Below are 23,453 nucleotides of genomic sequence, written 5' to 3'. Positions count from 1 at the left end.
GATCAACGCATGCCGCTCGCCGATCCCGAGAGCAGATAAAGCGCGATGAGCAATGTCGCGACCGACAGCATCGTCGTGATCGAGACCGTGGCCGCAACCAGCTTCTCCTCGACCTTGTGTTCATGTGCGAGGACGTAGACGGTTTTCGCCGTCGGCACGGCCGCGCAGATGACCGCCGCAACCGTGTAGAGAGGGGTGAGGCCGATCACGACGCAAAGCCCGTAGACGATGAGCGGCATGACCACCAGTTTCACCGCCGAGAGCGCAAACGACGCTTTCAGGTTGGACCGCAAGCCCTCGATGGACAGGCCAAGCCCGATGGCGAACAGCGCGCACGGCGTGAGCGCGGCAGCGATCATGTTGAGATAGGCCGCGACCGGTGCCGGAATCGGCAGTCCCGTCACCGCCCAGGTGAGGCCGATGAACGTCGACAGCACCATGGGATTGAGCAGGATCTGCTTTGCCAGTCCCATAGAGCCCACGGAGGCCCCGCGTGCATCGCGCTTTTCCAGCAGGATCACCGTGATCGGAAACATCACCGCGGCCACGAACACCGTCGCGACGGCCGCGGGCAGGACGGCGGGTTGGCCGTAGATCGCATGCAGGATCGGCAGCGCAACGAACCCGGTGTTGGTCATCGCCGCCGCCATCCCGTGAATGGTGCTGCTGGCGAGGTCGTGTTTGCCGCCTGCGCGGACCGGCACGAACACGAGCGCGAAGCAGATCAGCGAGCCGCCGCCGAAGGCGAGCAGAAAACGCCATTCCAGGAGATTGCGCGCCGGCTCCTGGGCGATCGTGACAATCAACAGCGCCGGCATCGCCACGTTGTAGGCGAAATGCACCAGGGCATCGGCCAGCGCCCGCGAGAGATAGCCGAGCTCGCCGGCGAGCCAGCCGGTGACGATGATCGCGAATACGGGAAGAACGAGGCTGGCGACCTCCATCCGGCTTCCCCCTCATTTTCGAACAGGGAGGGTAGACCGGCAATGGACTGGCGTCACTCCGTGATTTGTGGGTCGCCTTGATTTGTCGGAGGAGAATCCGCCTCGCTAGATTCCCCGGCGCCCCTGGTCTCCGATCACGCAGCGCCAGGCCGCCAGGCGCTCGGCCGGATGCTGGTTCATCCATTCGGCAAGCTGCGGCGCGCCCATCAGGCAGGCCTGCACCGAGATTTGCGCAAAGTCCGACGTGGTGACGATCTGCTCGTGACAATTGGAGGGAGAGGCGAGGCTGCAAAGCACGGCGATGATCTTGATCACGATACGTTACCTCCGTCGCGGCCGATGAACGGGCGACGGATCGCCGGCCTTCCCTGGCCCTCGTCCGTCGGATCGACCGGCGGGAAGATGCTGTCGTAGATCGCCCGCGCTTCCTGGATGAGGCGCGTTCGCTCGCGCTCGGACTTCGAGACAAATCGAATAACTTCGCCCATGTTGGCTCCGAATAACAGTGTGAGTCCGTCATGAGATGACGTCGATCATTCAAACGTCATCTATGGTCATGCCCTTAAGCTTTGAAGCGGCCGGTCCGGTCACGACCGGATAAAAAGCGCGTGACCAGGCTGCGCAGTTCCCAGCATCCCGGTGCGTCTTGCTTGCTGGGTTGTTGAGCTGCCCATCACATCACGTTCGTTGTACGACGCCAGCCGCGACGAGCGACTATGGCGTCAAGTCACCCCTTGCCGACATGAGCAAGGATGATCTCACGAAAGCAAATGCCGCTGAATCGAATATGTTTCGCCTCGCTCGGCGTGCAAGTTTTTGGAACCATCACGGAAATCAATGAACGAGGACGAGCCGCCTCAGGCCGCCGGCGCGTGCTCCTTCCGTCCGGGCACGGCTGCGAGCAATTCGCGCGTATAGGCGTGCTCGGGCGCGGCGAAGAGTTGCGCCGTCGGCTTCAGCTCGACGATGGCGCCGCGCTGCATCACCGCGATACGGTCGCAGATCTGGGCCGCGACGCGCAGATCGTGGGTGATGAACAGCATCGACAGGCCAAGGCGCGCCTTGAGATCTTCCAGCAGCTTCAACACCTGCGCCTGCACCGAGACGTCGAGCGCGGAGACGGCCTCGTCCGCGACGATGATCTCCGGCTCGAGCGCAAGCGCGCGGGCGATGCCGATGCGCTGGCGCTGGCCGCCCGAGAATTCATGCGGATAGCGCTCGAGCGCGCCGGCGTCCAGGCCCACCATCTTGAGGAGATCGCGGGCGCGGTCGAACGCCACCTTCGGATCGGTCCCGGCTGCGATCGGCCCGTCGGCGATGATGTGGCCGATCTTGCGGCGCGGATTGAGCGAGGCGAACGGATCCTGGAAGATCATCTGGATGCGATGGCGCTCGCCGCGCAGCGCCTTGCCGGAAAGCGAGGTCAGGTCGGTCTCGCCGATCCGCACCGTGCCGCGGTCGGCTTCGATCAGTCGCATCACCAGGCGCGCTACCGACGACTTGCCCGAGCCGGATTCACCGACGAGGCCGAGCGTCTCGCCCTTGAGGATGTTGAAGTTGACCGCGCGCGCCGCATCGACGCGGCGGGCCTGGCGGAACCAGCCGCCCGACGTGACGTAGGTCTTGTCCAGCCCGATCACCTCGACGGCCTTGGCCCGATCGTCCAATGGCTCTCGCGGCGGCGGATCCATCGAGGGCACGGCGGCAAGCAATGCCTTGGTGTAGTCGTGCTGCGGCTCGTTGAAGATGGCCGCGGCCGGACCTTCCTCCACGACCTTGCCGTGGCGGAGCACCACGACCTGGTCGGCGATGTCGGCGACCACGCCGAAATCATGGGTGATGAACATCACCGCCATGTTGCGGCTCCGCTGGAGGTTGCGGATCAGCTTCAGGATCTGGGCCTGCGTGGTGACGTCGAGCGCGGTGGTCGGCTCGTCCGCGACCAGCACCGCGGGCTCGAGCGCGAGCGCCATCGCGATCATGGCGCGCTGGCGTTGGCCGCCGGAGAGCTGGTGCGGATAGGCGCGCACGATACGCTCAGGGTCGGGCAGGCCGACTTCGCTTGCCAGCGCCAGCGCCTTGGCCCGCCGCTCCTTCGGCGTGAGCAGGCCGTGCGCCTCGAACATCTCCGCCATCTGGTCGCCGATCCGCATCAACGGATTGAGCGCGGTCATCGGCTCCTGGAAGATCATCGCCAGCCGACGGCCGCGCAGATCGCGCCAGCCGTCGTCAGCGAGCTTGAGCAGGTCCCGGCCCTCGAACTGGATTTCACCGGAGGTGACCGAGACCGTATCCGGCAAAAGGCCCATCAGCGCATGCGCGCACATCGACTTGCCGGAGCCGGACTCGCCGACGACGCAGACGATCTTGCCGGGCTGCAGATCGAGCGAGAGACCGTCGACCGCGAAGGGGCGCTCGGCGCCCTTGGGCAGCGCGATCCGCAAGTTCCTGATGGAGACGGCGGGCGAGGCGGTCATCGTCAGCGGCCCTCCCGCGACAGGCGCGGATTGAGCGCATCGTTGAGGCCTTCGCCGATCAGGTTCAGCCCGAGCACCGAGATCAGGATGGCGATGCCGGGAAACACGGTGATCCACCAGGCCTGTCGGATCACGGTGCGGCCGGCGCCGACCATGTAGCCCCAGGAGATCAGATTGGGATCGCCGAGGCCGAGGAAGGACAGCGAGGATTCAAGCAGGATCGCGGTGGCCACCATCAACGAGGCCAGCACGATCACGGGCGACAACGCGTTGGGCAGGATCTCGCGCAGGATGATCCAGCTGTTGCTCTGGCCGGTGACGACGGCGGCCTGGACATATTCGCGCGTGCGCAGCGACAGCACCTCGCCGCGCACGAGGCGAGCGACCGGCGGCCAGCTCACCACCGCGATCGAGGCGACGATCGAATAGATCGAGGGCTGCAGGATGGCGACCAGCACGATCGCGAGCGCGAAGCTCGGAATGGTCTGGAAGAACTCGGTGAAGCGCATCAGGGCGTCGTCGACCTTGCCGCCGAAATAACCGGCCATGGCCCCGATCGGCACGCCCACGATCAGCGCCGCCAGCGTGGAGACGAGACCGACCAGAAGCGAGACGCGGGCGCCGAAGATCATGCCGGCGAAGATGTCGCGGCCGAGCGCGTCGGTGCCGAGCGGCACGGCCCCGAGCGTGAACGGCGGCAGGAACGGCCGCTGCACCATGCGCCAGGGCGAGTTCGGGAACAGCATCGGTCCGAACACCGCGACAGAGATTGCAACCAGGAGGATGACGAGCCCGATGACGCCGCTCGGGCTCTTCAGCATCGATTTCCAGAACTGTTTCATGCGGCGTATTCGATCCGCGGATCGACCAGGCGATAGACGAGGTCGGTGATGAGGTTGAAGGTGAGGACCATGGCGGAGCAGATCACGAACACGCCGAGCAGCAGATTGTAATCCCGCTGCAGCAGTGCGTCGTACATCAGCCGCCCGATGCCGGGCCAGGCGAATACGGTCTCGGTGATGACGGCGCCGCCGATCAGCGTGCCGGAATGCACGCCGGCGAGCGTCACCACCGGCAGCAGCGCGTTGCGCAGCACGTGGCGGCGCTGGATCACGGCGTCGGAGAGCCCCTTGGCGCGCGCCGTCTTGACGAAGTCGAGGCGTTTCACCTCCAGCATCGAGGCGCGCGTCATGCGGGTGTAGGTCGCCATGAAGAACAGTCCCAGCGTCATCGCCGGCATGATCAGGTGCTTTGCGACGTCGAACGCGTGGGCAAGGCCGGTGAGATTGGCGCCGACCGTCTCGTAACCGAAGCTCGGCAGCCAATCCATCGTGACCGAGAACAGGAGGATGCCCATCAGCGCCACCCAGAAGATCGGCATGGCGTAGAAGATCAGAGCGAACACGGTGATGGCGGTGTCGAGGAAGGTTCCGGCAAAGCGCGCGGCGAAGGTGCCGAACAGGATGCCGAGCGTGAGCGAGATCGCGAAGGCGGTCAGCGTCAACAACAGCGTCGCCGGCAGCCGCTCGCCGATCAGTTTTGCGACCGGAGCCTGCTGGCGGAAGGAAAAGCCGAGGTCGAGGCTGACGACGCCCTTGACGTAGATGAAGAGCTGCTCGGGCAGCGGCTTGTCGAGCCCGAACTTCTCCCGGAGCTGCTTGACGAAGACCTGATCGCTGGCCCCGGCCTCGCCCGCCATCACGATCGCGGGATCGCCAGGCGCCAGGCGGATCAGGAAGAAATTGAGAACGACGATCGCGAGCAGGACGATCACGCCCTTCAGGACGCGCTGAGCAACGAAGGAGAGCATCTAGTGAGTCATATTGGTGATGTGACCTGGCGCCACGGAGACGGAGTGACTCCCTCGCCCCGCTTGCGGGGAGAGGGTTGGGGTGAGGGGGACTTCCCGCGAACGTATCAGCAGTTGGACTCGTGGAGACTCCCCCTCACCCGAATGTGCGCTATGCGCACATTCGACCTCTCCCCGCAGGGGAGAGAGGTAAGAGGCTTCACTTGTCGAGCCATGCGTCCTTGAAGCCGTCATTGACCCCGATCCCCGTGGTGATCAGGTTCTTGACCTTGCAGCGCATGATGGTCGGAAATTGCAGCTCGAGCATCCAGGCAACCGGCACGTCCTCGACCAGGATCTTCTGCGCCTTCTCGTAGATCTCCTTGCGCTTGGAATCCGGCGTTGCAACCGCGCCCTCGGCGAACAGCTTGTCGATATCCGGGTTGGAGTAACCCTCGACGTTGTTGAACATCTGGCCCTTGGCGATGTTGCTGGAGATGTAGTTGCGTCCCACTCCGAGCGCGGGGTCGCCGTACTGGTAGAGATAGGTAAAGGCGATGTCGTAATCCCACTCGGCGATCTTCTGGTTGCCGCCGGCGACGTCGGTGGCGATCGTCTCGATGGTCATGCCGACATCCTGGAGGTTCTGCTTGACGGCTTCGCCCCAGCGCTGCCAGGTCTCGCCATAGGCGAGCGGCAGCAGGCGGATCTTTTCGCCCTTGTAGCCGGCTTCCTTCAGCAGTGCCTTGGCCTTGGCCGGATCGTAGGGGTATTTCTTCACGTCATCGGTATAGAACTTGATGGTCGAGGCCGACGGGCCGGTGGCGACCTTGCCGAGCCCGTTCCAGATCACGTCCTTCGCGAAGTCGCGGTCGACCGCATACATGATCGCCTGCCGCACCCGCTTGTCGGCGAGCGGACCCTGGCGGTTGTTCAGCCACAGCCAGGCCAGCGGCGAGAAGAATTCCCAGCCGGCGCCGGTGACGCAGGTGTCCTTCAGCTTGGACAGCCGCGGCACGTCGAAATTCTCGACCGAGCCGCCGGGCAGCACGTCGACCTTGCCGGTCTCGTAAGCCACCGAGCGCGCGGCGGCGTCCGGGATGATCTGCCAGTAGATCTCGTCGAGATGGGGCTTGCCCTTTTCGTGGTAGTTCGGATTCTTGACCAGGCGGATGAACGAGCCCTTCTGCCATTCCTTGAACATGAATGGGCCGGTGCCGATGGGTGCGTTGTTGTAGGGGTTGGTCTTCCAGTCGGTGCCTGCATAGAGATGCTTCGGCACCATCGGCATCGAGCCGACCTCGAAGATGCCGAGGAACGGGCCGAACGGCTGCTTCAGCGTGAAGACCACCGTATGATCGTCCGGCGTCTCGACCTTGTCGACCTGCGCCAAATTGGTGCGGGCGCGCGCATGGGTCTGCTTCAGCATCTCGATCGAGAACAGCACGTCGGCGGCGGTGAAGGGCTTGCCGTCGTGCCAGGTCACGCCCTTCTTCAGCTTGAAGATGTAGGTCTTGGCGTCCTCGCTGACGCTCCAGCTCTCGGCGAGCTCCGGCAGGGGATCGAGCTTGGGGCTGTAGCGCAAGAGGCCTTCGAAGATGTTGCCCGAGACCATCTGGGTCGGGCCGTTCTGGACCTGCGCAAGCATCAGGCCGGGCGGCTCGGGCTGGATCACGGCATTGATCACACCCCCCGTCTTCGGCTCTTGCGCCAGCGCAGGGGCCGCAAGGCCGCAAGCCAGGAGGAGACCAAGCAACACTCGTTTTGGCATGTCGTAATCTTTCTCAAGCGAGACCAGCCGGAAACGCTTCGCACGCGCCCTCGCGCGCAAAGCGACGGTCGGTCCATCCCAGTCCCCATCCGCCATCGAGGCTCACACAGTCCCGTTCGGCGCGGCAAGATGAAAGTCGCGACAGTGCTCGCACAAAAAATGTACAGCTCGTCCTGTTTCTCCGCCTGTGCGACGGCACGGCAGATCGGCCAGCTCCGAGGGATCAGGCGGCCTTCAGAAGTGAAGAGAGCATGCAGGGGCAGTGCACAAGTCCGCGCCTGCGACCAAAAGCATCAGCCCCTCATTTTGCGCCGAGCGCCCGCCGCAATTCGTCGAGCGCCTCTGCAAGCTGCTCGCGGTGCGCGATGTCGTCCTTGGGCAGCGCGGCGACGCTGCCGGCGAGCTCCCGCAGGATTCCGGCCAGAAGGCCGAAGTTGATGTGCAGATGCACCGATTTGCGTTCATCGGCCGCACCAGGATGTTGCAGCACCAGCGCAATGCCGCTGCCGTCGAGCTTCGCCTCGAAGCGGGACGAATGCTCGAAGGTGCCGACATAGAATTTGTCGGGATATTCGAGTGCGACCTCTGCCTTGTCGGGAACCGGCTTGGACATGCGAACCTCATCTATGCCCGCGCATTCTGGCCGGGAATGAGCCGGCCCGCCTTGCGCCAGGTCAGAGGCGGTCGACGCCAAATTTGATCCGGATCAAAGCCGGCCCGCCGCTTTTGCGATCGAATGGCAAGTAGCGGGACGCGGCTGCGCATCCCGTTTGCTTGAGCCGTGAGACGATGGATGGACATTCAGGCCACGACTATCCCTGCGGATGACGACGGCGGATCCGATGTCGCCGGTCTTGAGCCGTCGCCGGATGCGGGCGTGCAGCACTGCCTGCAATTGCTCGGCAATGTCGGCTTGCGCCCGACACGCCAGCGCGTGGCGCTGGGCCGATTGCTGTTCCTGGGCGGCCATCGTCACGTCACCGCAGAAAGTCTCTACGCAGAAGCGATGGCTGCGAACGCATACCTGTCGCTCGCCACCGTCTACAACACGCTGAACCAGTTCACCGAAGCGGGCCTCTTGCGCCGGATCGCGGCCGACGGCATCAAGTCGTTCTTCGACACCGACACGTCCCTGCATCCGCATTTCTATCTCGAAGGCGAGGACGTGCTGGTCGACGTGGCCGAGGGCCTCGCCTTCACCAAGATGCCCGAGGCGCTTCCCGGCCACGAGATCGCGCGGCTCGATGTCGTCGTCCATTTACGCCGGAAGCGAACCTAGCGCTTGCGCTGCAGGGAGGCTAAGACGCCTCACTGCAACCCGGCGCGGCGGAATCCCTCCAGATAGTGTTCGCGATCTCGCTCATTGGCCCACGGTAGCTGCGTCGCGATCCAGTGCAGCGAGATGCCCGGCTGGGTGCGGCGGAGCTCTCCGAGTGCCATTTCCGCAAGCGTGCCATCGCCAGTCATGCCGGCGGAGACGGCGAGCACGCGGTATGCGCCGGTAAGATCGCCGCGGTGGCGGATCGCCTCGCGCGCCAGCGCGATGGCCTCGCCATAGTGCCGTTCGGTGAAGCGCGCATAGGCGGCGATACCGTGATAGATCGCCAATGACGGATCGCGCGGCGACAACCGGATCGCCTTTTGCGCGGCCTCGAACGAGTCGTTCGAGCGTCCGGCATAGGACAGTGCCAGCGCGTAATAGCCCTGCGCCAGCGAGAAGTTCGGATTGAGCGCGAGCGCCTGCTCGAACTCGGACAGCGCGTCTGGGAGCCTGCGGGTCGAGAAGCAGACGCTGCCGAGCGCGGCATGTGCCCAGGCGTCCTCATGGTCGCAGCGTACCGCTTTGAGCGCGGCGGCTTCCGCGGACGGCGCAACCGCGGCCAGCTCGGTCCAGCCGAGATGCACGCCGAACATGTCGTTCACGGCCAGCACCGACAACGCCTGGCCGTAATCCGGATCGATCGCGATCGCGCGCGCGAGCAGCGCCTTCGCGGCCGCATGGTCCTGCCGGGTCACGCGCCAATAATGCGACAGCGCGCGCATCAACAGGTCCCAGGCGTCGAGGCTCGCCGGCGGCTTCCGACGGCTGCGGAAATTCTCGGCGGCGTGGATCTGCGGCTCGATCGCGGCGGCGATCGCGTTGGTGATCTCGTCCTGCACGGCGAAGACGTCGACGAGCTCGCGGTCATAGCGCTCGGCCCAGAGATGACCGCCCGACACGGCGTCGTTGAGCTGCGCGGTGATGCGCACCCGGTTGTCCGTCTTGCGCACGCTGCCTTCGACGATGTAGCGGACGCCGAGCTCCTCGGCGATCTGCCTGATATGGACCGCGCGTCCCTTGTAGGTGAAGGAGGAGTTACGGGCGATCACCATGAACCAGCGCTGCTTCGACAGCGCGGTGAGGATGTCCTCGCTGATCCCGTCGCCGAAATAGTCCTGCTCGGGATCCCCGCTCTTGTTCTCGAAGGCGAGCACCGCGACCGCCGGGCGGTCCGCCATGCGCGGGGGAGCGAGCCTGGCTTCGGTCCGCGCGGGCGATGCCGCCACCTCTTCCCGGACCTCGCCGACGAACCGAAAGCCCTTGCGCGGAATGGTCTTGATCAGGCGCTGGCTCGCGCCGTCGTCGCCGAGCGCCTTGCGCGCGGCGTTGATCCGGCTGTTGAGGGCGGAATCCGAGACGATGCGGTCGTTCCAGACCTGGCTGATCAGGTCATCCTTACTGACCACACGCGCCCGTTGCGTGACCAGATAAAGCAGCAGATCGAACACCTGCGGCTGCAACGGGACGGGTTTTCCGTCGCAAGTGAGCTCCCGGAGGTCGCCGTCCAGCACGTTGTTTTCAAAGCGAAATCGCACGTTCTCGTCGTCTCAAGCAAAAATCAAAGTCGTCTCAGGCGAAAATCAATCGTCCGCGAAAGCCGCGGGACGTCCGATCCGGCATGGTGCGAAGACCAAACCGTGTCGATGCCTCGGCACAACGGAGTGTTTCATGACCCAAATTGATCACCAGGTTCATTCTCTCGGCCCGGAGGTTACGGGCTCTCGTATTTTCAGGTTCATCGCCTTTCTGTACGGAATTGCGGCGTATCTCGTGTTTTTCGTCACCATTCTCTACGCGATCGGCTTCGTCATGGGGGTGATGGTGCCCAAGACCATCGATACCGGTGCCGAAGCGCCCGTCGTTCGCGCGGTCGTTATCAATCTGCTGCTGATGTCGCTGTTCGCAGTTCAACACAGCGTGATGGCACGCCGGCAATTCAAGGATTGGTGGACGCAGTTCGTCCCCAAGCCGGTCGAGCGAAGCACGTATGTGCTGTTCGCGAGCCTGTCATTGCTCCTGCTGTTCTGGCAGTGGCGTCCGCTACCCGCGGTCATATGGGAGGTCGAGAACCCCGATCTTGCCGTGACACTGGTCACATTGTCCTTCGCTGGCTGGGTGCTGGTGTTCACCTCGACCTTCATCATCAACCATTTCGAACTGTTCGGCCTGCATCAGGTGACGAATCATCTCGTCGGCAAGGAAATGCAGCCGCCGCGTTTCAAGACGCCGCTGCTCTACAAGTTCGTCCGCCATCCGATCTATCTCGGTTTCATCATCGCGTTCTGGGCGGCGCCAGTCATGACCGCGGGTCATCTCTTGTTCGCGGCCGTGACCACGCTCTACATCTTCGTCGGCATCGCGCTGGAGGAGAGCGATCTCGTCGATCTCTTCGGCGACGAGTACCGGCAGTACAAGCAACGCGTCTCCATGCTTATTCCCTGGCGCCGGTCGGTATAGTCTAGGCCAAGCCCCGCGCATCCAATCGAAACGGCGCGCGGGCGCCGACGCGCGATAGCGATCCATCGGAAAAAGGGAGACGTTCAAATGAAACATGTCGGAAACTGCTTCTGCGGCGCGGTCACGGTCGAGGTCACGGGCGCGCCGGAGGCGATGGGTTACTGCCATTGCCGCTCCTGCCGCTCGTGGTCGGGCGGCCCGGTCAACGCCTTCAGCCTGTGGAAGCCGGAAGCCGTGCGCATCACCGAAGGCGCTCAGAATGTCGAGACCTTCGTCAAGACGCCGCTCAGCCAGCGCAAATATTGCAGGAAGTGCGGTGGCCATCTCATGACCAACCATCCGCCGCTCGGTCTGGTCGACGTTTTCGCCGCCACCATCCCCACCCTCGCGTTCACGCCCGGCGTCCACGTCAACTATGCCGAGACCGTGCTGCCGATGCGCGATGGCCTGCCCAAGCTGAAGGATTTTCCCGCCGAGTTCGGCGGAAGCGGCGAAATGATGCAGGAATAGCGGCGCGCCTTTGGCATTTTTTCGAGAGGGCGGCAGAGCGCTGCCCTCTCTGGCTTCTTCCAAGAGAGAAGGATGAACGACTAGCCTCCGCGCGATTCGACCACCTTGCGGCAGGAATCGGACAGCTTCGACTTGTTCTCGCGCAGGCAGGCATTCATCTGCGACGGCTTGCCGATATGCTCGGCGCAGAATTTGCTGGCGTCGCCGCGGCAGGCCATTTGCTCCTGCACAGATGGACCGGACTGTGCGGCAGCAGGCAGGGCGGCAGCTGCGAGCAGCAGCGCGGCAAGAACCGAAATCTTCATGGAGCACCTCTTTGGAATTCTCGTTGGTCCCGACCGGGATCAATCGGGCCGGACCATTCCGCAAAGGCCGGGCGCCGGTCCATGCCATGTTCATGGCAGCGGCCAGTCCTCCCGCCCGCGGTACCCCCATCTTCATGGCATGTATCCGCGCGCCGACTTTTGTCATTCAGGCTGCACCTCGGCTGCGAGACCCGGTGATTGCGTCGGGACGCCGAACGGAACCAGGAGAGCAAGATGTCGAAGAGAGCTGGAGCGCTGGGCGCAGGGCTGACGGTCATGGCGCTGGCGGGCGCGGCGATGGTGTCGCTGGGCACGAGCCCGGCGCAGGCCGTGGTCTATTGCAAGACCGTCGGCGTGCCGAAGGGCTGCGTGGTGCGGCCGACTGGCGCCGTGGTGGTGGGAGCGCCGGTCGCGCGGGCTGCCGTCGCGACCCCCGGTGTCGGCGCGCCCGGTGTCGGTGTGCGTGCCGGCACGCCGATGAATCGCGGCGGCCCGGTCAATCGCGTCGGCGTGCGCTGATATTTCCGCTTCATTGAATTGATGCATCGCTTCGGGCCAAGGGGCCTGCGGACGAACCCCCCCGTCCTCCGCAGCCAATTTTACCCGGCCCGTCCCCTCTCTCCGTGCGCCCCACACGTTCGGGGAGGGGGCCCTTTCAGCCCGCGGCCATGTCGCTGTCGGGAAAACGTTGCGGCAATTTCAGCCGCACGCGCGTGCCGGAGGAATCAGACGTCAGGTCGAGCACCGCGCCGCAGCGGGCGGCGCGGCTTTTCATGTTGCGCAAGCCGCGCGCGGTCTGGCCGGCCCCCGCGGCCTCGCCATTGCCGGCCAGCGCAAAGCCGCCTCCGTCGTCAGTCACGCTGATCACGCCGTACGGCCCCTGGCCCGCGTCGAACGTGTCGATGGTCACCGCGATGCGGCGGGCCTGCGCGTGCTTGACCGCATTGGTCACGGCTTCGTCGAGGATGCGCACGATCTGGACGACGTGCCATGGCCTGAGCTCGGGATGCAGCGGCAGGCCCTGCGGCGTCGCCACGCGCCAGTCGAGCGTGATGTCGTGCGGGCGCAATTGGGCCGTGGCGCGCTCGCGCCAGGAGCCGAGCGCCAGCATCAGGTCGCCGCCAATGTCGTCCATGGAATCGATCACGAGACGGAGATCCTTCAGCGCCGCGCGGGCGGCATCCGTGATGCTCGCGCCCGTGCTGCCGCGTTCGGACAGCGCGACGATGCTTACGAGCTGGCCGCCAAGGCCGTCGTGCAGGTCTCGCATCAGGCGCGTGCGCTCGTTGGCGAGCGCCGCCGCGCGGGCGCGCTCCTCCTCGCGGGCAAAGCTCGCCTTCAGCCGCTCCTCGGCCTCCCGCACCCGCGTCACCAACTGGCCGGCAAAGCTGTCGACCTGGTTCAAGGCGCGGGCAAAGCGCCAGGTCAGCCCGGCGCCGATCGCGACCAGCATCGCCGAATAGGACAGGCGCGAGACGAAGATGCGATCGTTGCTCACGATATCGAGCACCGTGAGCATGTCCTGGACCCAGCAAACCAGCACGATGGTCACCGCGCAGCCGATCGTGAAGCTCGCCGCGTCCTGCCGTCGCACCACCGCGGTTGCGGTGACGCAGGCCATCAGGAACAGGCAGAGCCCGACGGTGGGAATGCCGAGCACCAGGAACAGGATGCGCGGCAGCGGTGGGCCTCCGATCAGCCCGACCACGAACACGAGGACGCCGGGCACGAACAGCAGCGTGCCGTAGCGCGGCCAGCGCCAGCCGAAGAACAGCACGCCGAACACGACGATCAGCGCGCTCTCGATCGGTGCGGAGGCCAGCAGCACCGCGGCCAGGTGCGAAACCGTAGCCGGCGGCACCGGCGGCGGCGCGAATGCCTGCACCACGCCGAGCACCATCGCCGTCGCCAGTACGCCATAGACCGGCTCGTGACGCCGCATCAGCCACATGATCGCGAGGATGACGGCCAGGATCGCCTGCCAGGCGGAAAACACCACCGGCAGGGTGACGAACAGCAGCGTGCGTGTCTCATAGGCCGGGCGCAAGGCGGCATCCGGCCCGACATAGACGGTGTCGAGGAAGCCCTTGAGCGGGCCCCATACGAACAGCCGCACCGTGATCTCGTTTCCGCCCTCGCGCAGCAGCGACGCGGGGATGGCGGCGATCTGCGGCGTGTTGCGGTCGGGCCGGTTGGCGTTGGTGTCGCGTCGGGAGTCGAGCACGACGACGCCGTTGACGGCGACCTCCACCGCGTTGCTGAAGCGCGGCAGGAACACCGACCAGCCCGAGGCCGCATCGCCGCTCCGGAACGTGAAGGTGCCGGCGTAGATCGGCGGGTCGGCCAGCGAATAGCGCGACGAGGTGAAATGCGGCAGCGTCACGGGGCGCGTCAGACCGTCCTCTCGCACCGAAAAATCGGTCACGGCGAAGTCTTCGGGATCGCTCGGCTGCAGCACCCGAATCCCCAGGATCGTGACGATCACGATCAGCACCTGAAGCAGCAGATAGGGCACGAGGCGCGAGGCGATTAGCCGGCGCCGCGGGCGTGTCGGTGCCTTCGCGGATGCCTTCGTAGGTGCTTTGGCCGCGATCTCGCTCACAGCTTGATCAGGCCCTGCTGCACCGCCTCGAACACTGCCTCGCTGCGCGTATGCACCTCGAGCTTGCGATAGATGTTCTTGATATGCCCAGGCACGGTCTGCTTGGACAGGCCGAGATGGCTCGCGATCTCGGCATAGCTGAAGCCTTTGGCGATGCCCCACAGGATGTCGATCTCGCGCGGGGTGAGCCTTGCCGTGTTGAGCGCGGGGCCGGGCGGCGGCTCCGCCGAATTCTGCGCGGCACCTTGCGTCCTGCGCACGATGAAGCGGGCGATCGAGGCCGAGATCGGCGAATGTCCCGCGACCAGATCGCGCACCGTGGTGGCGATGTCGGTGGGGAAGGCGTCCTTGAGCAGGTAGCCGGTGGCGCCGACCGTGATCGCGGAGATCACGCTTTCCTCGTCGCCCAGCGCGGAAATCACCATGATTTCGGTGTCGGGGAAGCGCTGCCGCATCTCGCGGATCAGCTCGACGCCGTGGCCGTCGGGCAGTCGCAGGTCGGTCAGCAGCACGCGCGGCGCGCCGGCGGCGAGGGCTTGCCGCGCCTCTGCGAGCGTACCGGCGCTGCGTACCTCGTAACCGGCCTTGACCAGCGCATCCTGGAGCCGCCAGCAGGTCGGCGCATCGTCCTCGACGAGGAGGATGGTGATGGCTTCACCCGTCTCGCCTTGTTCGGTCATGATCATGGTCCCGCGATCCGCGTGTCCCCCGCGGCGCGAGGCAAGTCTAACCGTAGCCCGAAGGCCGTGACACCCATAATCATGGGGGCGGGAAAGTCACGGGACTGCCATGTGCCGACCCAACGTTGCCGCGCGACGGAGTGCCGCCGCCAATCCAGCTTACGAAAGATCAACCCGCGGCGGCGGATATCGCCGCGCCAGGACCGATAGCGACAGCGGCCGTTCGTCTTCCGGCAGCTCCAGATAGGCCAGCACGAGCGGCCGCTTCCACTCGCCGACGCCGAAATCCATCGCCGTCCATTTCTGCGGCTCGGGCCCTTCGAGCCCCCGGACCCAGACGAAATAGCGGGGAAGGTCGTCCGTCTCCGTCGTGCGTCTCCTGGCCATCGAAGCGGTCCGCTGCATCAGATCGTTGCCGCACGATATAGGGAATATCTGGGGGAAGTCGAACGCCCCGGGGACGATCGGGGAAGCTTGCCGCCCGCGCCGGTGCCGGTTGGCGACAAAAGCGCTGTCGTTGCCCGTTAAGGTTCGATCCGTTCGAGAAATGATCGCGTCAGCGCGACAACCTCATCGAGGTTGGTTTCGAGCAGCCAATGGCCGCCATCCAGGAGATGCAGTTCGGCATCCGGCAGGTCGCGGAGATAGGCCCGCCCTGACTCCTCAGGCATGTAATGGTCCTGCGGCCCCCACAGGATCAATGTTGGCGGCTTGTGCTGCTGAAGATATCGGCGGTGCTCGGGAAACCATTGGCGGTTCGCCTTGAGGCCAAACAGAACGTCTGCGGCGGCGTCTTTCCGCCGCTCGGTCATCAGCGACCAGTGCAATCGCCAAAGGTCCGGCGCGATCAGTCCAGCCATGTCCGCACGCACATCATTCAGGAACTCGTCCCGGAAATTCTCTTCAGTGATAGCTTCCCTCATCGCCGCACGCATCTCCTGATCGGGCAGTGACCAGGACTTCTCGATGTCAGCGTATGCCGGGCCAAGCGCATCTTCGTAAGGTATGTCGCCGTTTTGAATGATCTGGGCCACCACCCTCTCAGGCCGCATGATCGCCAGCCTCGCTCCGATCGGTGAGCCAAAATCATGAAGGTAGATCACGAAGCGTTCGATCTTCAGCTGCTTCACGAACTGGTCGAGCCACGCGGCATAGCCGTCGAAGCTGTAGTCGAAGTCATCAGGTGTCCCGCTATAGCCGAACCCGGGATAGTCGGGAGCAATCAGCCGCCAATTATCGGCCAGTCGCGGCATCAGATTGCGGAATTCGTAGGATGAACAGGGATAGCCGTGCGGCAGCAGAACGACGGGCGCGCGTTCAGGACCGGCTTCTCGGTAGAAGGTATCCGCGGATCCGATCCGGACCCTGCAATGTCTGACGCGTGTGTCCATGTCTTGCTTCCTTTGTAGATAAAGCAACTTCGGGGGCGGGGTTCCCGGCATCTGCTTCGTGGTGGGTAGAACCGCAGGCGGCTCTGCGGAACAACGACCGGAAGCTCACCGTTACGAAGCAACACCGGAACGGGAGGTCGTTGTGATCCATCATGTCTCCGTCGGTACGAATGATGTTCAGCGTGCGAAGCGCTTCTACGATGCGGTCTTGCCGGTCGTCGGGATCACGCCGATGGCCGAGGACGAGGGTGGACTGGGCTACGGAAGCGGGACGTTTCACTTCAGCGTTCAAGTTCCGATCGATGGAAAACCCGCGACCGTGGGTAACGGCAGTCATATCGCCTTTGCCGTCGAGAACCGCGCGATGGTCGATCGCTTCTACGCAGCAGCATTAGAGCATGGTGGCAGCGACGCTGGCGCTCCCGGGCTGCGGCCGAGTTACGACCTCAACTATTATGGGGCGTTTGTCCGCGATCCAGACGGTCACAAGATCGAGGCCGTGACCTACTCGGCACAATAGTCGCGAGCGGGAAGGCGCCATGCCGACCATGCCCTATGCAATTATCGAAGCTCCTTCGACGCTCGGCCTTGCGACCGACGGCGTGGAGCGCTTGCCCGAACAGCTGCTGAAGCTTGGACTTGCGGAGCGCATCGGCGCACGCCGCGCCGGGCGGCTGGTGGTGCCTTCGAAAGATCCGGTGCCGGATCCCGAGACCGGCATCTTGAACGCCGGCGCAATAGCGGCGTGGTCGCCCCAGCTCGCCGACGCGGTGGAAGCGGTGCTTGTCGCGGGCGAGTTTCCGCTGGTGCTGGGCGGCGATTGCACGATCTTGCTGGGCTCGATGCTCGCGCTTCGACGGCGCGGCCGCTACGGCCTGTTGTTCATCGACGGCCACGCCGATTTTTTCCAGCCCGAGGCGGAGCCCAATGGTGAGGGCGCCTCGATGGACCTTGCCTTCGTTTCCGGCTACGGCCCGTCCCTCCTGGCCGACATCGAAGGTCACGGTCTTCTGGTCCGCCCTGAAGACATTGTGGCGTTTGGATATCGCGATCACCAGGATCAGGCGGAATATGGAAGCCAGCCGCTTCCCGAAGAGCTCAAGGTGCTTGATCTTCCGGCTGTGCGGGCGCGGGGCATCGAGGCCGCTGCACGCGAAGCCGTCGATTACCTGATGCGAGCCGAGCTGGACGGCTTCTTCATCCATCTCGACGCCGATTGTCTCGACGATGCCATCATGCCGGCTGTCGATTTTCGCGTGCCGGGTGGGTTGTCGTGGGACGAGTTATCGACCGTGCTCCGGGTTGGCTTGGCGAGTGGCAAGGCGGTCGGCCTGGAGATCACCATTTACAATCCGGGCCTGGATGAAGACGGCAGCGCCGGGCGTGGCCTGGCCGATGTGCTCGCAGCAACGCTCGGGTCGTAGTTCGAGTTTGCTGAACCAGTCCGACTTCGCCAAGAGGCTTCGCCGGACACGCTTCGCCCTTCTAGCCCCCACGCGAAGCCCAAAGGGCGAAGCGTGGTGCCCCTGGCCGGAATCGAACCAGCACTCCTTGCGGAACTCGATTTTGAGTCGAGCGCGTCTACCAGTTCCGCCACAGGGGCCCTCGGTCGGCCCCATAGGCGGCGTCGCGAAGCCGGCGGACTATAGCCATGGACGGGACGGGGTCAACCCGCGCCAAAGTGATCCCGGCCGTTCTCGACAGCCGCATGGGCCGGGGCTAGAGGCTTAGGGCGCGCGAGATACGAAAGAGGCTGCCGTGACCACCCAGAGTGCCGCCATACCTGCGTTCAAGCCGGGCGCCACGAGCCCCGCGCTGACCGCCGCGGCCTTGGTCACGCTGATCGGCGCAGCCACGATTGCGGGCGCCTGGTTCTTCCAGCTCGTCCTGGAGATCCTGCCCTGCCCATTGTGCCTGGAGCAGCGCTACGCCTATTACCTTGCGATACCGCTCGGTGTGCTGACGGCGCTGGCGGCGCGAAGCGGCGCGCCGCGGCCGCTGCTGCTGGCTGGGCTCGCGATCCTCGCTTTGGCGACGCTCGCCAATGCCGGCCTCGGCGCCTACCATTCCGGGGTCGAATGGGGGTTCTGGAAGGGGCCGACCGATTGCTCCGGTCCGGTCGTCAATCTCGGTAGCGCTGCTGATCTCTTGTCGAAGCTCGACACCGTGAAGGTGGTGCGCTGCGACGAGGTGCAGTGGCGCTTCCTCGGCCTCTCGCTCGCCGGCTACAACGTGCTGATCTCGCTCGTGATGGCCGCGATCGCCGCGTGGGGATTCGTGCAGACCGCGAAGCGCTAAAGCTCAATCGTCCACGTCGTCCTGCGTGCGCCCGAACAGGTGCACGATGCCCGGCGTTGCGATCGTCACGAAGACGAAACGCGACAGGTGGTGGGCGCCGACGAAGATCGGGTCGATGTGCAGCGTCAAGGCCAGCGCCAGCATCGCGTCCATCGCGCCCGGCGCGAAGGCGACGACGACGTCGGAGAACTTCACCTCCGTGGTCAGCGCCACGATGCCGACGAAGATCGCGGAGACGGCGATGGCCACGGCAAACGAGCCCAGCGCCGCGCGGAGGTGGCCGGCGAGCGTCTTGATCCGCATCCGCGCGAAACGGCTGCCGATCAGTGCGCCGATCCCGATCAGTGCCACGCCGCGCACCCACTCCGGCAGGCCGCCCTCGACCCATCCGGCACCATGCAGCACGCTGGAGCCGATCATCGCGCCGAACATCCAGCTCGCGGGAAACTTGATCAGCCGCAACACGAGCGCTGCGGCCAGCGACGCGGCGGCCAGCTCGAGCAGGTCGAGCGGCGAGGCGGTGGCCGTCGTCAGCGACGGCGCAGCCGAGGGCGTGACGCCTGCAATCGCCAGCACCATCGGCAGCGCGGCGGTCAGGATGATGACGCGCATGGTCTGCACCACCGCAATGCCCGGCAAATCGGCGCCGCGCTCGACCGCCAGGATCGTGATCTGGGACAGCGCGCCGGGACTGCCGGCCAGGAAGGCCGAGGTGCGGTCCCAGCCATGGATGCGCTGTAGGTAATAGCTCGACCCGAACGTGGAGCAGAACGTGGCGAGCGCAAGCAGGCCGATGGTGACCGGGTAGGTGCTGACCTGCTGAAGCAAATGGCGCGAGACGACCGAGCCCAATGAGATGCCGAGCAGCACCAGCACGGTCTGGGTCAGGAGCGGCGGCAAGATCAGCTGACGGCCGGCGATCGCGGCGATCCCGACCGCGATCATCGAGCCCGAGATCAGCCCGCCGGGAAGGCCGGCGAGCAGAAACACAAGGCCGCCGGCGGTGCCGATGACGAGCGTCTCCACCGTGCTCAGGAGCGTGGCACGGCTCGGCCATTCGAACGACAGGGAGGCGGTGATGTGCTTCACGCCACCTTATCGCAAATCGGCGCGAGGCGCACAATTGCAGGCTCGTCATGCCGCAATGCGCGGGCTCTCCCGCGGAGGCTCGGAAGGAATCCTGAGGGGCTTATTTCCTGTCGGCTGCGGGAGCTGTGGGAGCTGCGGCTGCGCTGCCGGCCTTCGCCTCCTTTTTGCATTCGCGACGGAATTTCTTGCGCTCCTTCCCCTTCAATCCCTTGGCATCCGCCTGCCTGGAGCATTCGAGCGACTCGGCCGAGCGCTCCTTCGCATTCTTCTCGGTCGCGGCAGCGGCATCAATCTTGGCGGCCGGCGCGGCGGTCTGCGCGATGGCGGTGCCGGTGACGAGCAGGGAGGCGAGAGCAACGGCGGCGAGGCGGGACGTGAAGGTCATGTGGTGCACTCTGCTAACGAGAATTGCGAAGGGCTGGAACGTCGGCTCGCGTTGCTGAACGCGACATGAATGAAGCCGAGCGGCAGCATCACTATATTTTGCCGGCGCAACGCATCGCGTCCTTGTCGCAAGCGGCCGGCACGCTAGGATAGCAATCCTCAATTCACTTCCGTCAGGGAAGATCAGGCAGGAGACCCAGGGATGACCATTCAGACGAAATTGTTGTGTGCGATCGCAGCGTCCGGTGTCGCGGCATTGCTGGCGAGCGTGCCGGCGCAGGCCCTGACCGCGCAGCAGTGCAGCGCGAAGTACCAGGCCGCCAAGAAGGACGGCTCGCTCGGCACCATGAAGTGGAATGACTTCCGCAAGGCCCAATGTGGTGCCGATGCGACACCCGCCGCTGCGCCGACTGCGGCTGCGCCCACAGCTCCCGCGGAGCCGAAGCAGGCCAAGAAGGAAGAGGCACCCGCCGCCGTGCCGGCCCTGCCGGCCGGACCTGCGGTCTACCCGAACGCGGTCGATCCGAAATATGCCAAGGAGACGCCCGGCAAGGCGCGCCTGCACACCTGCGTCGACCAGTACAATGCCAACAAGACCACCAACGGCAACGGTGGCTTGAAGTGGATTCAGAAGGGCGGCGGCTATTACAGCGAATGCACCAAGAAGCTGAAGGGCGCCGCCTGAGCTTCGCATTGCTGCGAAGGCCGGAGCAACGCTCCGGCCTTTTCGCCTGAACTGTCGCGCATGATCTTGTCAGAACACCTGCGCTCACCCGGCGCTTGGGGTCCGGATCATGCTCAGTCGAGCAGCTTCTCGGCCGATTTCGCCAGGAGTTGCGACCGCTTGCGCGGACCGCTCTCGACGAACAACAGGCTCTGGCCGAAGATGAAGCAGTAGAACAGAAAGGCCTGCGCATCGGCCTCTTCGGCCGCAAGGCCGGTCGCCCGATAGAGGTCGCCGACGTGCCTGAGCCGCGCCGCGTCGACGCTCGCCACCGCCGCCGCGGCGTTGTCCTCCGATCGGGCCCATTGCCGGATCGCGAGCTCGATCGCCATCCCTTCTGGATTGAGCCGCTCGGAATAAAGCTGGATCACCGCCTTCAGCCGCTCGCGGGGCGCTTGTCCGTCGAGGCTCGTCTGCTGCGCGATCGCGGCGATGCGGCCCTTGCGCCAGGCTTCGAGCATGGCCTCGAGCAGTGCGGCGCGGTCGGCGAAGCGCCGGTAGAAGCCGCCCTTGGTGACGCCGAGATTCTTGGCGAGCACCTCGACCCGCACGCCCTCCACCCCCGCGCGGCCGAGCTCGGCAAACCCAGCCTCGACCCAGACGTCGCCCTTGCCGTCGCTCATGAAGAAAGCCTCACCCGGTCTTGATACGGTGCCGTATTGCTAACGTGACACGGGTTTGATACGCTACCGTATCAACGAGCAAGGACGAAATTGCGGGAGGAAATGCGATGGAGCAGGAGGCGACCTATCGCGGCACGGTCTATCCGTGGCAATGCGACCATGTCGGGCACATGAACATCATGTGGTATGTCGGCAAGTTCGACGAGGCCAATTGGAATCTGTTCGCTCGTCTCGGCCTGACGCCGAGCTATTTGCGCATCTCCGGCCGCGGCATGGCCGCGGTGCAGCAGAACATCGCCTACAAGCGCGAGCTGCTCGCCGGCGACATCGTCGAGATCCGCAGCCATCTGCTCGAGATCAGGGACAAGTCGATCCGCTTCCGGCACGACATGACGAATGCCGAGACCGGCGAGCTCGCGGCGACGTGCGAGATCACCGGCGTGCACATGGACCGTCAGCTCCGCAAGTCCGCCCCGTTCGCCGATTGCATTCGCGAAGCTGCCTTGAAGCATCTTGCCGAACCAGCCGAGGTGTGAGCCATGACCGCATTCGAGCCGAAAAACCCGGGCTATCGCGCGGCGGCCATCGCCATGTTCGATGCCCAACCGGCCATGCGCACGCTCGGTATCGTGATCGTCCGGCTCGCGCCGGGCGAGGTCGAGCTGGCGATGCTGCATGCGCCGGCCCTCACGCAGCAGAATGGTTTCATCCATGCCGGCATCATCACGGCCGGGCTCGACAACGCCTGCGGCGTTGCGGCCTTCAGCTTGATGCCGGCGGAGGCCGGTATCCTCACCGTCGAATTCAAGACCACGCTGCTCGCGCCTGCCCGCGGCGAGCGTTTCGTCTTCAAGGCCGAAGTGGTCAAGCCCGGCCGCACGCTGACCTTCTGCGAGGCAAAGGCCTACGCCGAGCATGACGGCAAGATCACGCCGATCGCCACGATGAGCGGGACCCTGATGGCGATGCTGCCGGCGGCTTAGTCGAGCCGGGCGCGATTCGCGTGGCAATCGCGCCCGCGGCATTCTATATGACCCGTAACAATGGCCGGGGCGCGGGCGTATATCCGCAAGACGGGACCGGAACGGGACGATATGACTGGATTTGGGAATAATGGCCTTGGGCCGAGCCGGCGCGCAGCCTTGACGCTGATCGGAGCGGGCGCTCTCGCCGTGGGTGGGATCGTTTCGGCGCGCGCCGCCACCGGCGATGACGAGGTGCTGACCGAAGCCAAGGTGCTGCGCGATCCCGACACGCCGGTCGCAGGCAATCCCGACGGCAACATCACCATCGTCGAATGGTCCGACTACAATTGTCCCTATTGCCGCAAGCTCGAGCCCGAGCTGCGCCAGGTGGTCCAGGACGACGGCAAGGTGCGGCTGGTCATGAAGGACTGGCCGATCCTCGGGCCGGTTTCGGTCACCGCGGCGCGGAGCGCGCTGGCGGCCAAGTTCCAGGGCAAGTATCACCAGGCCCATGACGCCCTGATCGGCGTCAGCTCGCGCCTGACCGAGCCGCGCATCAACGAGCTGCTCGCGGCTGCCGGGGTCGACATGGACCGCTTGAAGCGCGATCTCACCGGCCACGCCAAGGACATCGACGCCATCCTCAAGCGCAACAACGAGCAGGCTGAAGCTTTCGGCTTCCAGGGCACCCCGTCCTTCATCGTCGGCAAGTATCGCGTGCCCGGCGTGCTCAGCATGACCGAGTTCGAGCAGGTCATCGCCGACGCCCGCAAGGCCAAGATGAACTGAGCCGGCGATATTTCAGGACGCAATACAAAGGCGCCGTCGCGGGTCTGCGACGGCGCCTCGTTCATGTCGATCGGACGAAATTACTTCGACGAGATCCGGACCCAGTCCTTGTGCGCGCGATCGCGCAGCGCATCCCAATCGGCCTTGGCGACGTCCCAGTTCACGATCGCTCGGTTGGTGGTCGCGATGTCGCCTTTGGCGACTGACGACGTCTGCATGGAATCATAGACGTAGACGCCGCCCGCAAGCAGCAACGCGCCCAGGATCATTCCGAAAAAAGTCTGCATGGCGAACCTCCGGTGACGGGCGATAACGTCGGCCCGGAGTGATGGTT

29 protein-coding genes and 1 tRNA gene are annotated in these 23,453 nt (G+C 64.9%); 11 read left to right on the top strand and 19 right to left on the bottom strand.

Going from position 1 to position 23,453, the window contains the following annotated elements:
* Window positions 1-2 precede the first annotated feature (2 nt).
* From I6F21_RS12570 to I6F21_RS12535, 8 genes are all read right to left on the bottom strand, one after another.
* Window positions 3-944, bottom strand: a complete 942-nt coding sequence (locus I6F21_RS12570; RefSeq protein ID WP_225183179.1) for an AEC family transporter — start codon at window positions 942-944, stop codon at window positions 3-5.
* 105 nt (window positions 945-1,049) lie between these two features.
* The gene (locus I6F21_RS12565) at window positions 1,050-1,259 is read right to left on the bottom strand and encodes a hypothetical protein (protein ID WP_035996696.1); all 210 of its coding nucleotides are present in this window, start codon (window positions 1,257-1,259) and stop codon (window positions 1,050-1,052) included.
* Window positions 1,256-1,432 carry a hypothetical protein gene (locus I6F21_RS12560; RefSeq protein WP_167361648.1) on the bottom strand — a complete coding sequence of 59 codons (177 nt, stop codon included), beginning with the start codon at window positions 1,430-1,432 and terminating at the stop codon, window positions 1,256-1,258. Before I6F21_RS12560 ends, I6F21_RS12565 begins: the two co-directional genes overlap by 4 nt.
* A gap of 369 nt (window positions 1,433-1,801) precedes the next feature.
* Window positions 1,802-3,421 carry an ABC transporter ATP-binding protein gene (locus tag I6F21_RS12555; RefSeq protein ID WP_225183178.1) on the bottom strand — a complete coding sequence of 540 codons (1,620 nt, stop codon included), beginning with the start codon at window positions 3,419-3,421 and terminating at the stop codon, window positions 1,802-1,804.
* Window positions 3,422-3,423: 2 nt separating this feature from the next.
* Window positions 3,424-4,263: an ABC transporter permease gene (locus I6F21_RS12550; RefSeq protein WP_035996700.1), complete on the bottom strand. Its 840-nt coding sequence runs from the start codon at window positions 4,261-4,263 to the stop codon at window positions 3,424-3,426.
* The gene (locus I6F21_RS12545) at window positions 4,260-5,231 is read right to left on the bottom strand and encodes an ABC transporter permease (RefSeq protein ID WP_035996702.1); all 972 of its coding nucleotides are present in this window, start codon (window positions 5,229-5,231) and stop codon (window positions 4,260-4,262) included. The genes I6F21_RS12550 and I6F21_RS12545 overlap by 4 nt, the downstream gene beginning before the upstream one ends.
* A gap of 199 nt (window positions 5,232-5,430) precedes the next feature.
* The gene (locus tag I6F21_RS12540) at window positions 5,431-6,981 is read right to left on the bottom strand and encodes an ABC transporter substrate-binding protein (protein WP_035996790.1); all 1,551 of its coding nucleotides are present in this window, start codon (window positions 6,979-6,981) and stop codon (window positions 5,431-5,433) included.
* A gap of 301 nt (window positions 6,982-7,282) precedes the next feature.
* Entirely contained in the window at window positions 7,283-7,594 is a 312-nt protein-coding gene (locus tag I6F21_RS12535) for a hypothetical protein (protein WP_225140744.1), read from the bottom strand.
* 180 nt (window positions 7,595-7,774) lie between these two features.
* On the opposite strand from I6F21_RS12535, the gene irr reads away from it, so the two are divergent.
* Complete coding sequence (gene irr, locus I6F21_RS12530) at window positions 7,775-8,260, top strand: Fur family transcriptional regulator Irr (RefSeq protein ID WP_225140746.1); 486 nt, start codon at window positions 7,775-7,777, stop codon at window positions 8,258-8,260.
* A gap of 29 nt (window positions 8,261-8,289) precedes the next feature.
* Here the strand turns inward: irr and I6F21_RS12525 are convergent, their stop codons facing one another.
* The gene (locus I6F21_RS12525) at window positions 8,290-9,837 is read right to left on the bottom strand and encodes a winged helix-turn-helix domain-containing tetratricopeptide repeat protein (protein WP_225183177.1); all 1,548 of its coding nucleotides are present in this window, start codon (window positions 9,835-9,837) and stop codon (window positions 8,290-8,292) included.
* A 133-nt stretch (window positions 9,838-9,970) separates the two neighbouring features.
* Here I6F21_RS12525 and mddA point away from each other — a divergent pair, with 133 nt between their 5' ends.
* Window positions 9,971-10,759, top strand: a complete 789-nt coding sequence (gene mddA, locus I6F21_RS12520) for a methanethiol S-methyltransferase (protein WP_225157527.1) — start codon at window positions 9,971-9,973, stop codon at window positions 10,757-10,759.
* Window positions 10,760-10,846: 87 nt separating this feature from the next.
* Window positions 10,847-11,269 (top strand): GFA family protein, encoded by a 423-nt coding sequence (locus I6F21_RS12515; protein WP_036040263.1) that lies wholly within the window; start codon window positions 10,847-10,849, stop codon window positions 11,267-11,269.
* Between the two features lie 80 nt (window positions 11,270-11,349).
* Here I6F21_RS12515 and I6F21_RS12510 read toward each other — a convergent pair whose 3' ends face one another.
* Window positions 11,350-11,574, bottom strand: a complete 225-nt coding sequence (locus I6F21_RS12510) for a hypothetical protein (protein ID WP_035996719.1) — start codon at window positions 11,572-11,574, stop codon at window positions 11,350-11,352.
* A 234-nt stretch (window positions 11,575-11,808) separates the two neighbouring features.
* Between I6F21_RS12510 and I6F21_RS12505 the strand changes: the two genes are divergently transcribed.
* A complete protein-coding gene (locus I6F21_RS12505) occupies window positions 11,809-12,093 on the top strand; it encodes a hypothetical protein (RefSeq protein WP_035996722.1) in 285 nt (94 codons plus the stop codon).
* Window positions 12,094-12,229: 136 nt separating this feature from the next.
* On the opposite strand, the gene I6F21_RS12500 is transcribed toward I6F21_RS12505, so the two are convergent.
* From I6F21_RS12500 to I6F21_RS12485, 4 genes are all read right to left on the bottom strand, one after another.
* Entirely contained in the window at window positions 12,230-14,176 is a 1,947-nt protein-coding gene (locus I6F21_RS12500) for an ATP-binding protein (protein ID WP_225183176.1), read from the bottom strand.
* On the bottom strand, window positions 14,173-14,856 hold the full coding sequence (locus I6F21_RS12495) for a response regulator transcription factor (RefSeq protein ID WP_035996793.1): 684 nt from the start codon (window positions 14,854-14,856) through the stop codon (window positions 14,173-14,175). Before I6F21_RS12495 ends, I6F21_RS12500 begins: the two co-directional genes overlap by 4 nt.
* A gap of 159 nt (window positions 14,857-15,015) precedes the next feature.
* Entirely contained in the window at window positions 15,016-15,243 is a 228-nt protein-coding gene (locus tag I6F21_RS12490) for a hypothetical protein (protein ID WP_225183175.1), read from the bottom strand.
* A 137-nt stretch (window positions 15,244-15,380) separates the two neighbouring features.
* A complete protein-coding gene (locus I6F21_RS12485) occupies window positions 15,381-16,247 on the bottom strand; it encodes an alpha/beta hydrolase (protein ID WP_225183174.1) in 867 nt (288 codons plus the stop codon).
* A gap of 142 nt (window positions 16,248-16,389) precedes the next feature.
* Here I6F21_RS12485 and I6F21_RS12480 point away from each other — a divergent pair, with 142 nt between their 5' ends.
* Window positions 16,390-16,767: a VOC family protein gene (locus tag I6F21_RS12480; protein WP_035996730.1), complete on the top strand. Its 378-nt coding sequence runs from the start codon at window positions 16,390-16,392 to the stop codon at window positions 16,765-16,767.
* Between the two features lie 19 nt (window positions 16,768-16,786).
* On the top strand, window positions 16,787-17,671 hold the full coding sequence (locus I6F21_RS12475; protein ID WP_225183173.1) for an arginase family protein: 885 nt from the start codon (window positions 16,787-16,789) through the stop codon (window positions 17,669-17,671).
* A 94-nt stretch (window positions 17,672-17,765) separates the two neighbouring features.
* On the opposite strand, the gene I6F21_RS12470 is transcribed toward I6F21_RS12475, so the two are convergent.
* Window positions 17,766-17,850: transfer RNA gene (locus I6F21_RS12470), tRNA-Leu, on the bottom strand.
* Window positions 17,851-18,005: 155 nt separating this feature from the next.
* Here I6F21_RS12470 and I6F21_RS12465 point away from each other — a divergent pair.
* Window positions 18,006-18,545 (top strand): disulfide bond formation protein B, encoded by a 540-nt coding sequence (locus I6F21_RS12465; protein WP_225183172.1) that lies wholly within the window; start codon window positions 18,006-18,008, stop codon window positions 18,543-18,545.
* 3 nt (window positions 18,546-18,548) lie between these two features.
* Here the strand turns inward: I6F21_RS12465 and I6F21_RS12460 are convergent, their stop codons facing one another.
* Together I6F21_RS12460 and I6F21_RS12455 are read right to left on the bottom strand one after the other, a co-directional pair.
* Window positions 18,549-19,634 carry an AbrB family transcriptional regulator gene (locus I6F21_RS12460; protein ID WP_225183171.1) on the bottom strand — a complete coding sequence of 362 codons (1,086 nt, stop codon included), beginning with the start codon at window positions 19,632-19,634 and terminating at the stop codon, window positions 18,549-18,551.
* Between the two features lie 100 nt (window positions 19,635-19,734).
* A complete protein-coding gene (locus I6F21_RS12455) occupies window positions 19,735-20,019 on the bottom strand; it encodes a PsiF family protein (RefSeq protein ID WP_225183170.1) in 285 nt (94 codons plus the stop codon).
* Window positions 20,020-20,220: 201 nt separating this feature from the next.
* Between I6F21_RS12455 and I6F21_RS12450 the strand changes: the two genes are divergently transcribed.
* Window positions 20,221-20,703, top strand: coding sequence for a hypothetical protein (locus tag I6F21_RS12450; RefSeq protein WP_225183169.1), 483 nt, complete (start codon window positions 20,221-20,223; stop codon window positions 20,701-20,703).
* 113 nt (window positions 20,704-20,816) lie between these two features.
* Here I6F21_RS12450 and I6F21_RS12445 read toward each other — a convergent pair whose 3' ends face one another.
* Window positions 20,817-21,365, bottom strand: a complete 549-nt coding sequence (locus I6F21_RS12445) for a TetR/AcrR family transcriptional regulator (protein WP_225183168.1) — start codon at window positions 21,363-21,365, stop codon at window positions 20,817-20,819.
* A 107-nt stretch (window positions 21,366-21,472) separates the two neighbouring features.
* On the opposite strand from I6F21_RS12445, the gene I6F21_RS12440 reads away from it, so the two are divergent.
* The 3 genes from I6F21_RS12440 to I6F21_RS12430 all read left to right on the top strand — a co-directional run bounded on the left by I6F21_RS12440 (window position 21,473) and on the right by I6F21_RS12430 (window position 23,119).
* Window positions 21,473-21,901 (top strand): acyl-CoA thioesterase, encoded by a 429-nt coding sequence (locus I6F21_RS12440; protein ID WP_035996751.1) that lies wholly within the window; start codon window positions 21,473-21,475, stop codon window positions 21,899-21,901.
* Window positions 21,902-21,904: 3 nt separating this feature from the next.
* The gene (locus I6F21_RS12435; RefSeq protein WP_225113022.1) at window positions 21,905-22,348 is read left to right on the top strand and encodes a PaaI family thioesterase; all 444 of its coding nucleotides are present in this window, start codon (window positions 21,905-21,907) and stop codon (window positions 22,346-22,348) included.
* A 111-nt stretch (window positions 22,349-22,459) separates the two neighbouring features.
* Window positions 22,460-23,119 carry a DsbA family protein gene (locus I6F21_RS12430; protein WP_035996797.1) on the top strand — a complete coding sequence of 220 codons (660 nt, stop codon included), beginning with the start codon at window positions 22,460-22,462 and terminating at the stop codon, window positions 23,117-23,119.
* An 80-nt stretch (window positions 23,120-23,199) separates the two neighbouring features.
* On the opposite strand, the gene I6F21_RS12425 is transcribed toward I6F21_RS12430, so the two are convergent.
* Window positions 23,200-23,406: a hypothetical protein gene (locus I6F21_RS12425; protein ID WP_225183167.1), complete on the bottom strand. Its 207-nt coding sequence runs from the start codon at window positions 23,404-23,406 to the stop codon at window positions 23,200-23,202.
* Between the last annotated feature and the right edge of the window lie 47 nt (window positions 23,407-23,453).

The sequence above is a fragment of the Bradyrhizobium sp. NBAIM03 genome, from assembly GCF_020194055.1.
Lineage (GTDB): Bacteria > Pseudomonadota > Alphaproteobacteria > Rhizobiales > Xanthobacteraceae > Bradyrhizobium > Bradyrhizobium yuanmingense.
This window is presented reverse-complemented; position numbering and strand designations above follow the sequence as displayed.

Excerpts from the sequence above, each read along its gene's own strand:
- I6F21_RS12570 (WP_225183179.1), bottom strand. The coding sequence starts at position 944 with ATGGAGGTCGCCAGCCTCGTTCTTCCCGTATTCGCGATCATCGTCACC.
- I6F21_RS12560 (WP_167361648.1), bottom strand. The coding sequence starts at position 1,432 with ATGGGCGAAGTTATTCGATTTGTCTCGAAGTCCGAGCGCGAGCGAACG.
- I6F21_RS12555 (WP_225183178.1), bottom strand. The coding sequence starts at position 3,421 with ATGACCGCCTCGCCCGCCGTCTCCATCAGGAACTTGCGGATCGCGCTG.
- I6F21_RS12550 (WP_035996700.1), bottom strand. The coding sequence starts at position 4,263 with ATGAAACAGTTCTGGAAATCGATGCTGAAGAGCCCGAGCGGCGTCATC.
- I6F21_RS12545 (WP_035996702.1), bottom strand. The coding sequence starts at position 5,231 with ATGCTCTCCTTCGTTGCTCAGCGCGTCCTGAAGGGCGTGATCGTCCTG.
- I6F21_RS12540 (WP_035996790.1), bottom strand. The coding sequence starts at position 6,981 with ATGCCAAAACGAGTGTTGCTTGGTCTCCTCCTGGCTTGCGGCCTTGCG.
- I6F21_RS12535 (WP_225140744.1), bottom strand. The coding sequence starts at position 7,594 with ATGTCCAAGCCGGTTCCCGACAAGGCAGAGGTCGCACTCGAATATCCC.
- irr (WP_225140746.1), top strand. The coding sequence starts at position 7,775 with ATGGACATTCAGGCCACGACTATCCCTGCGGATGACGACGGCGGATCC.
- mddA (WP_225157527.1), top strand. The coding sequence starts at position 9,971 with ATGACCCAAATTGATCACCAGGTTCATTCTCTCGGCCCGGAGGTTACG.
- I6F21_RS12515 (WP_036040263.1), top strand. The coding sequence starts at position 10,847 with ATGAAACATGTCGGAAACTGCTTCTGCGGCGCGGTCACGGTCGAGGTC.
- I6F21_RS12510 (WP_035996719.1), bottom strand. The coding sequence starts at position 11,574 with ATGAAGATTTCGGTTCTTGCCGCGCTGCTGCTCGCAGCTGCCGCCCTG.
- I6F21_RS12505 (WP_035996722.1), top strand. The coding sequence starts at position 11,809 with ATGTCGAAGAGAGCTGGAGCGCTGGGCGCAGGGCTGACGGTCATGGCG.
- I6F21_RS12495 (WP_035996793.1), bottom strand. The coding sequence starts at position 14,856 with ATGACCGAACAAGGCGAGACGGGTGAAGCCATCACCATCCTCCTCGTC.
- I6F21_RS12490 (WP_225183175.1), bottom strand. The coding sequence starts at position 15,243 with ATGGCCAGGAGACGCACGACGGAGACGGACGACCTTCCCCGCTATTTC.
- I6F21_RS12485 (WP_225183174.1), bottom strand. The coding sequence starts at position 16,247 with ATGGACACACGCGTCAGACATTGCAGGGTCCGGATCGGATCCGCGGAT.
- I6F21_RS12475 (WP_225183173.1), top strand. The coding sequence starts at position 16,787 with ATGCCGACCATGCCCTATGCAATTATCGAAGCTCCTTCGACGCTCGGC.
- I6F21_RS12455 (WP_225183170.1), bottom strand. The coding sequence starts at position 20,019 with ATGACCTTCACGTCCCGCCTCGCCGCCGTTGCTCTCGCCTCCCTGCTC.
- I6F21_RS12450 (WP_225183169.1), top strand. The coding sequence starts at position 20,221 with ATGACCATTCAGACGAAATTGTTGTGTGCGATCGCAGCGTCCGGTGTC.
- I6F21_RS12445 (WP_225183168.1), bottom strand. The coding sequence starts at position 21,365 with ATGAGCGACGGCAAGGGCGACGTCTGGGTCGAGGCTGGGTTTGCCGAG.
- I6F21_RS12440 (WP_035996751.1), top strand. The coding sequence starts at position 21,473 with ATGGAGCAGGAGGCGACCTATCGCGGCACGGTCTATCCGTGGCAATGC.
- I6F21_RS12435 (WP_225113022.1), top strand. The coding sequence starts at position 21,905 with ATGACCGCATTCGAGCCGAAAAACCCGGGCTATCGCGCGGCGGCCATC.
- I6F21_RS12430 (WP_035996797.1), top strand. The coding sequence starts at position 22,460 with ATGACTGGATTTGGGAATAATGGCCTTGGGCCGAGCCGGCGCGCAGCC.
- I6F21_RS12425 (WP_225183167.1), bottom strand. The coding sequence starts at position 23,406 with ATGCAGACTTTTTTCGGAATGATCCTGGGCGCGTTGCTGCTTGCGGGC.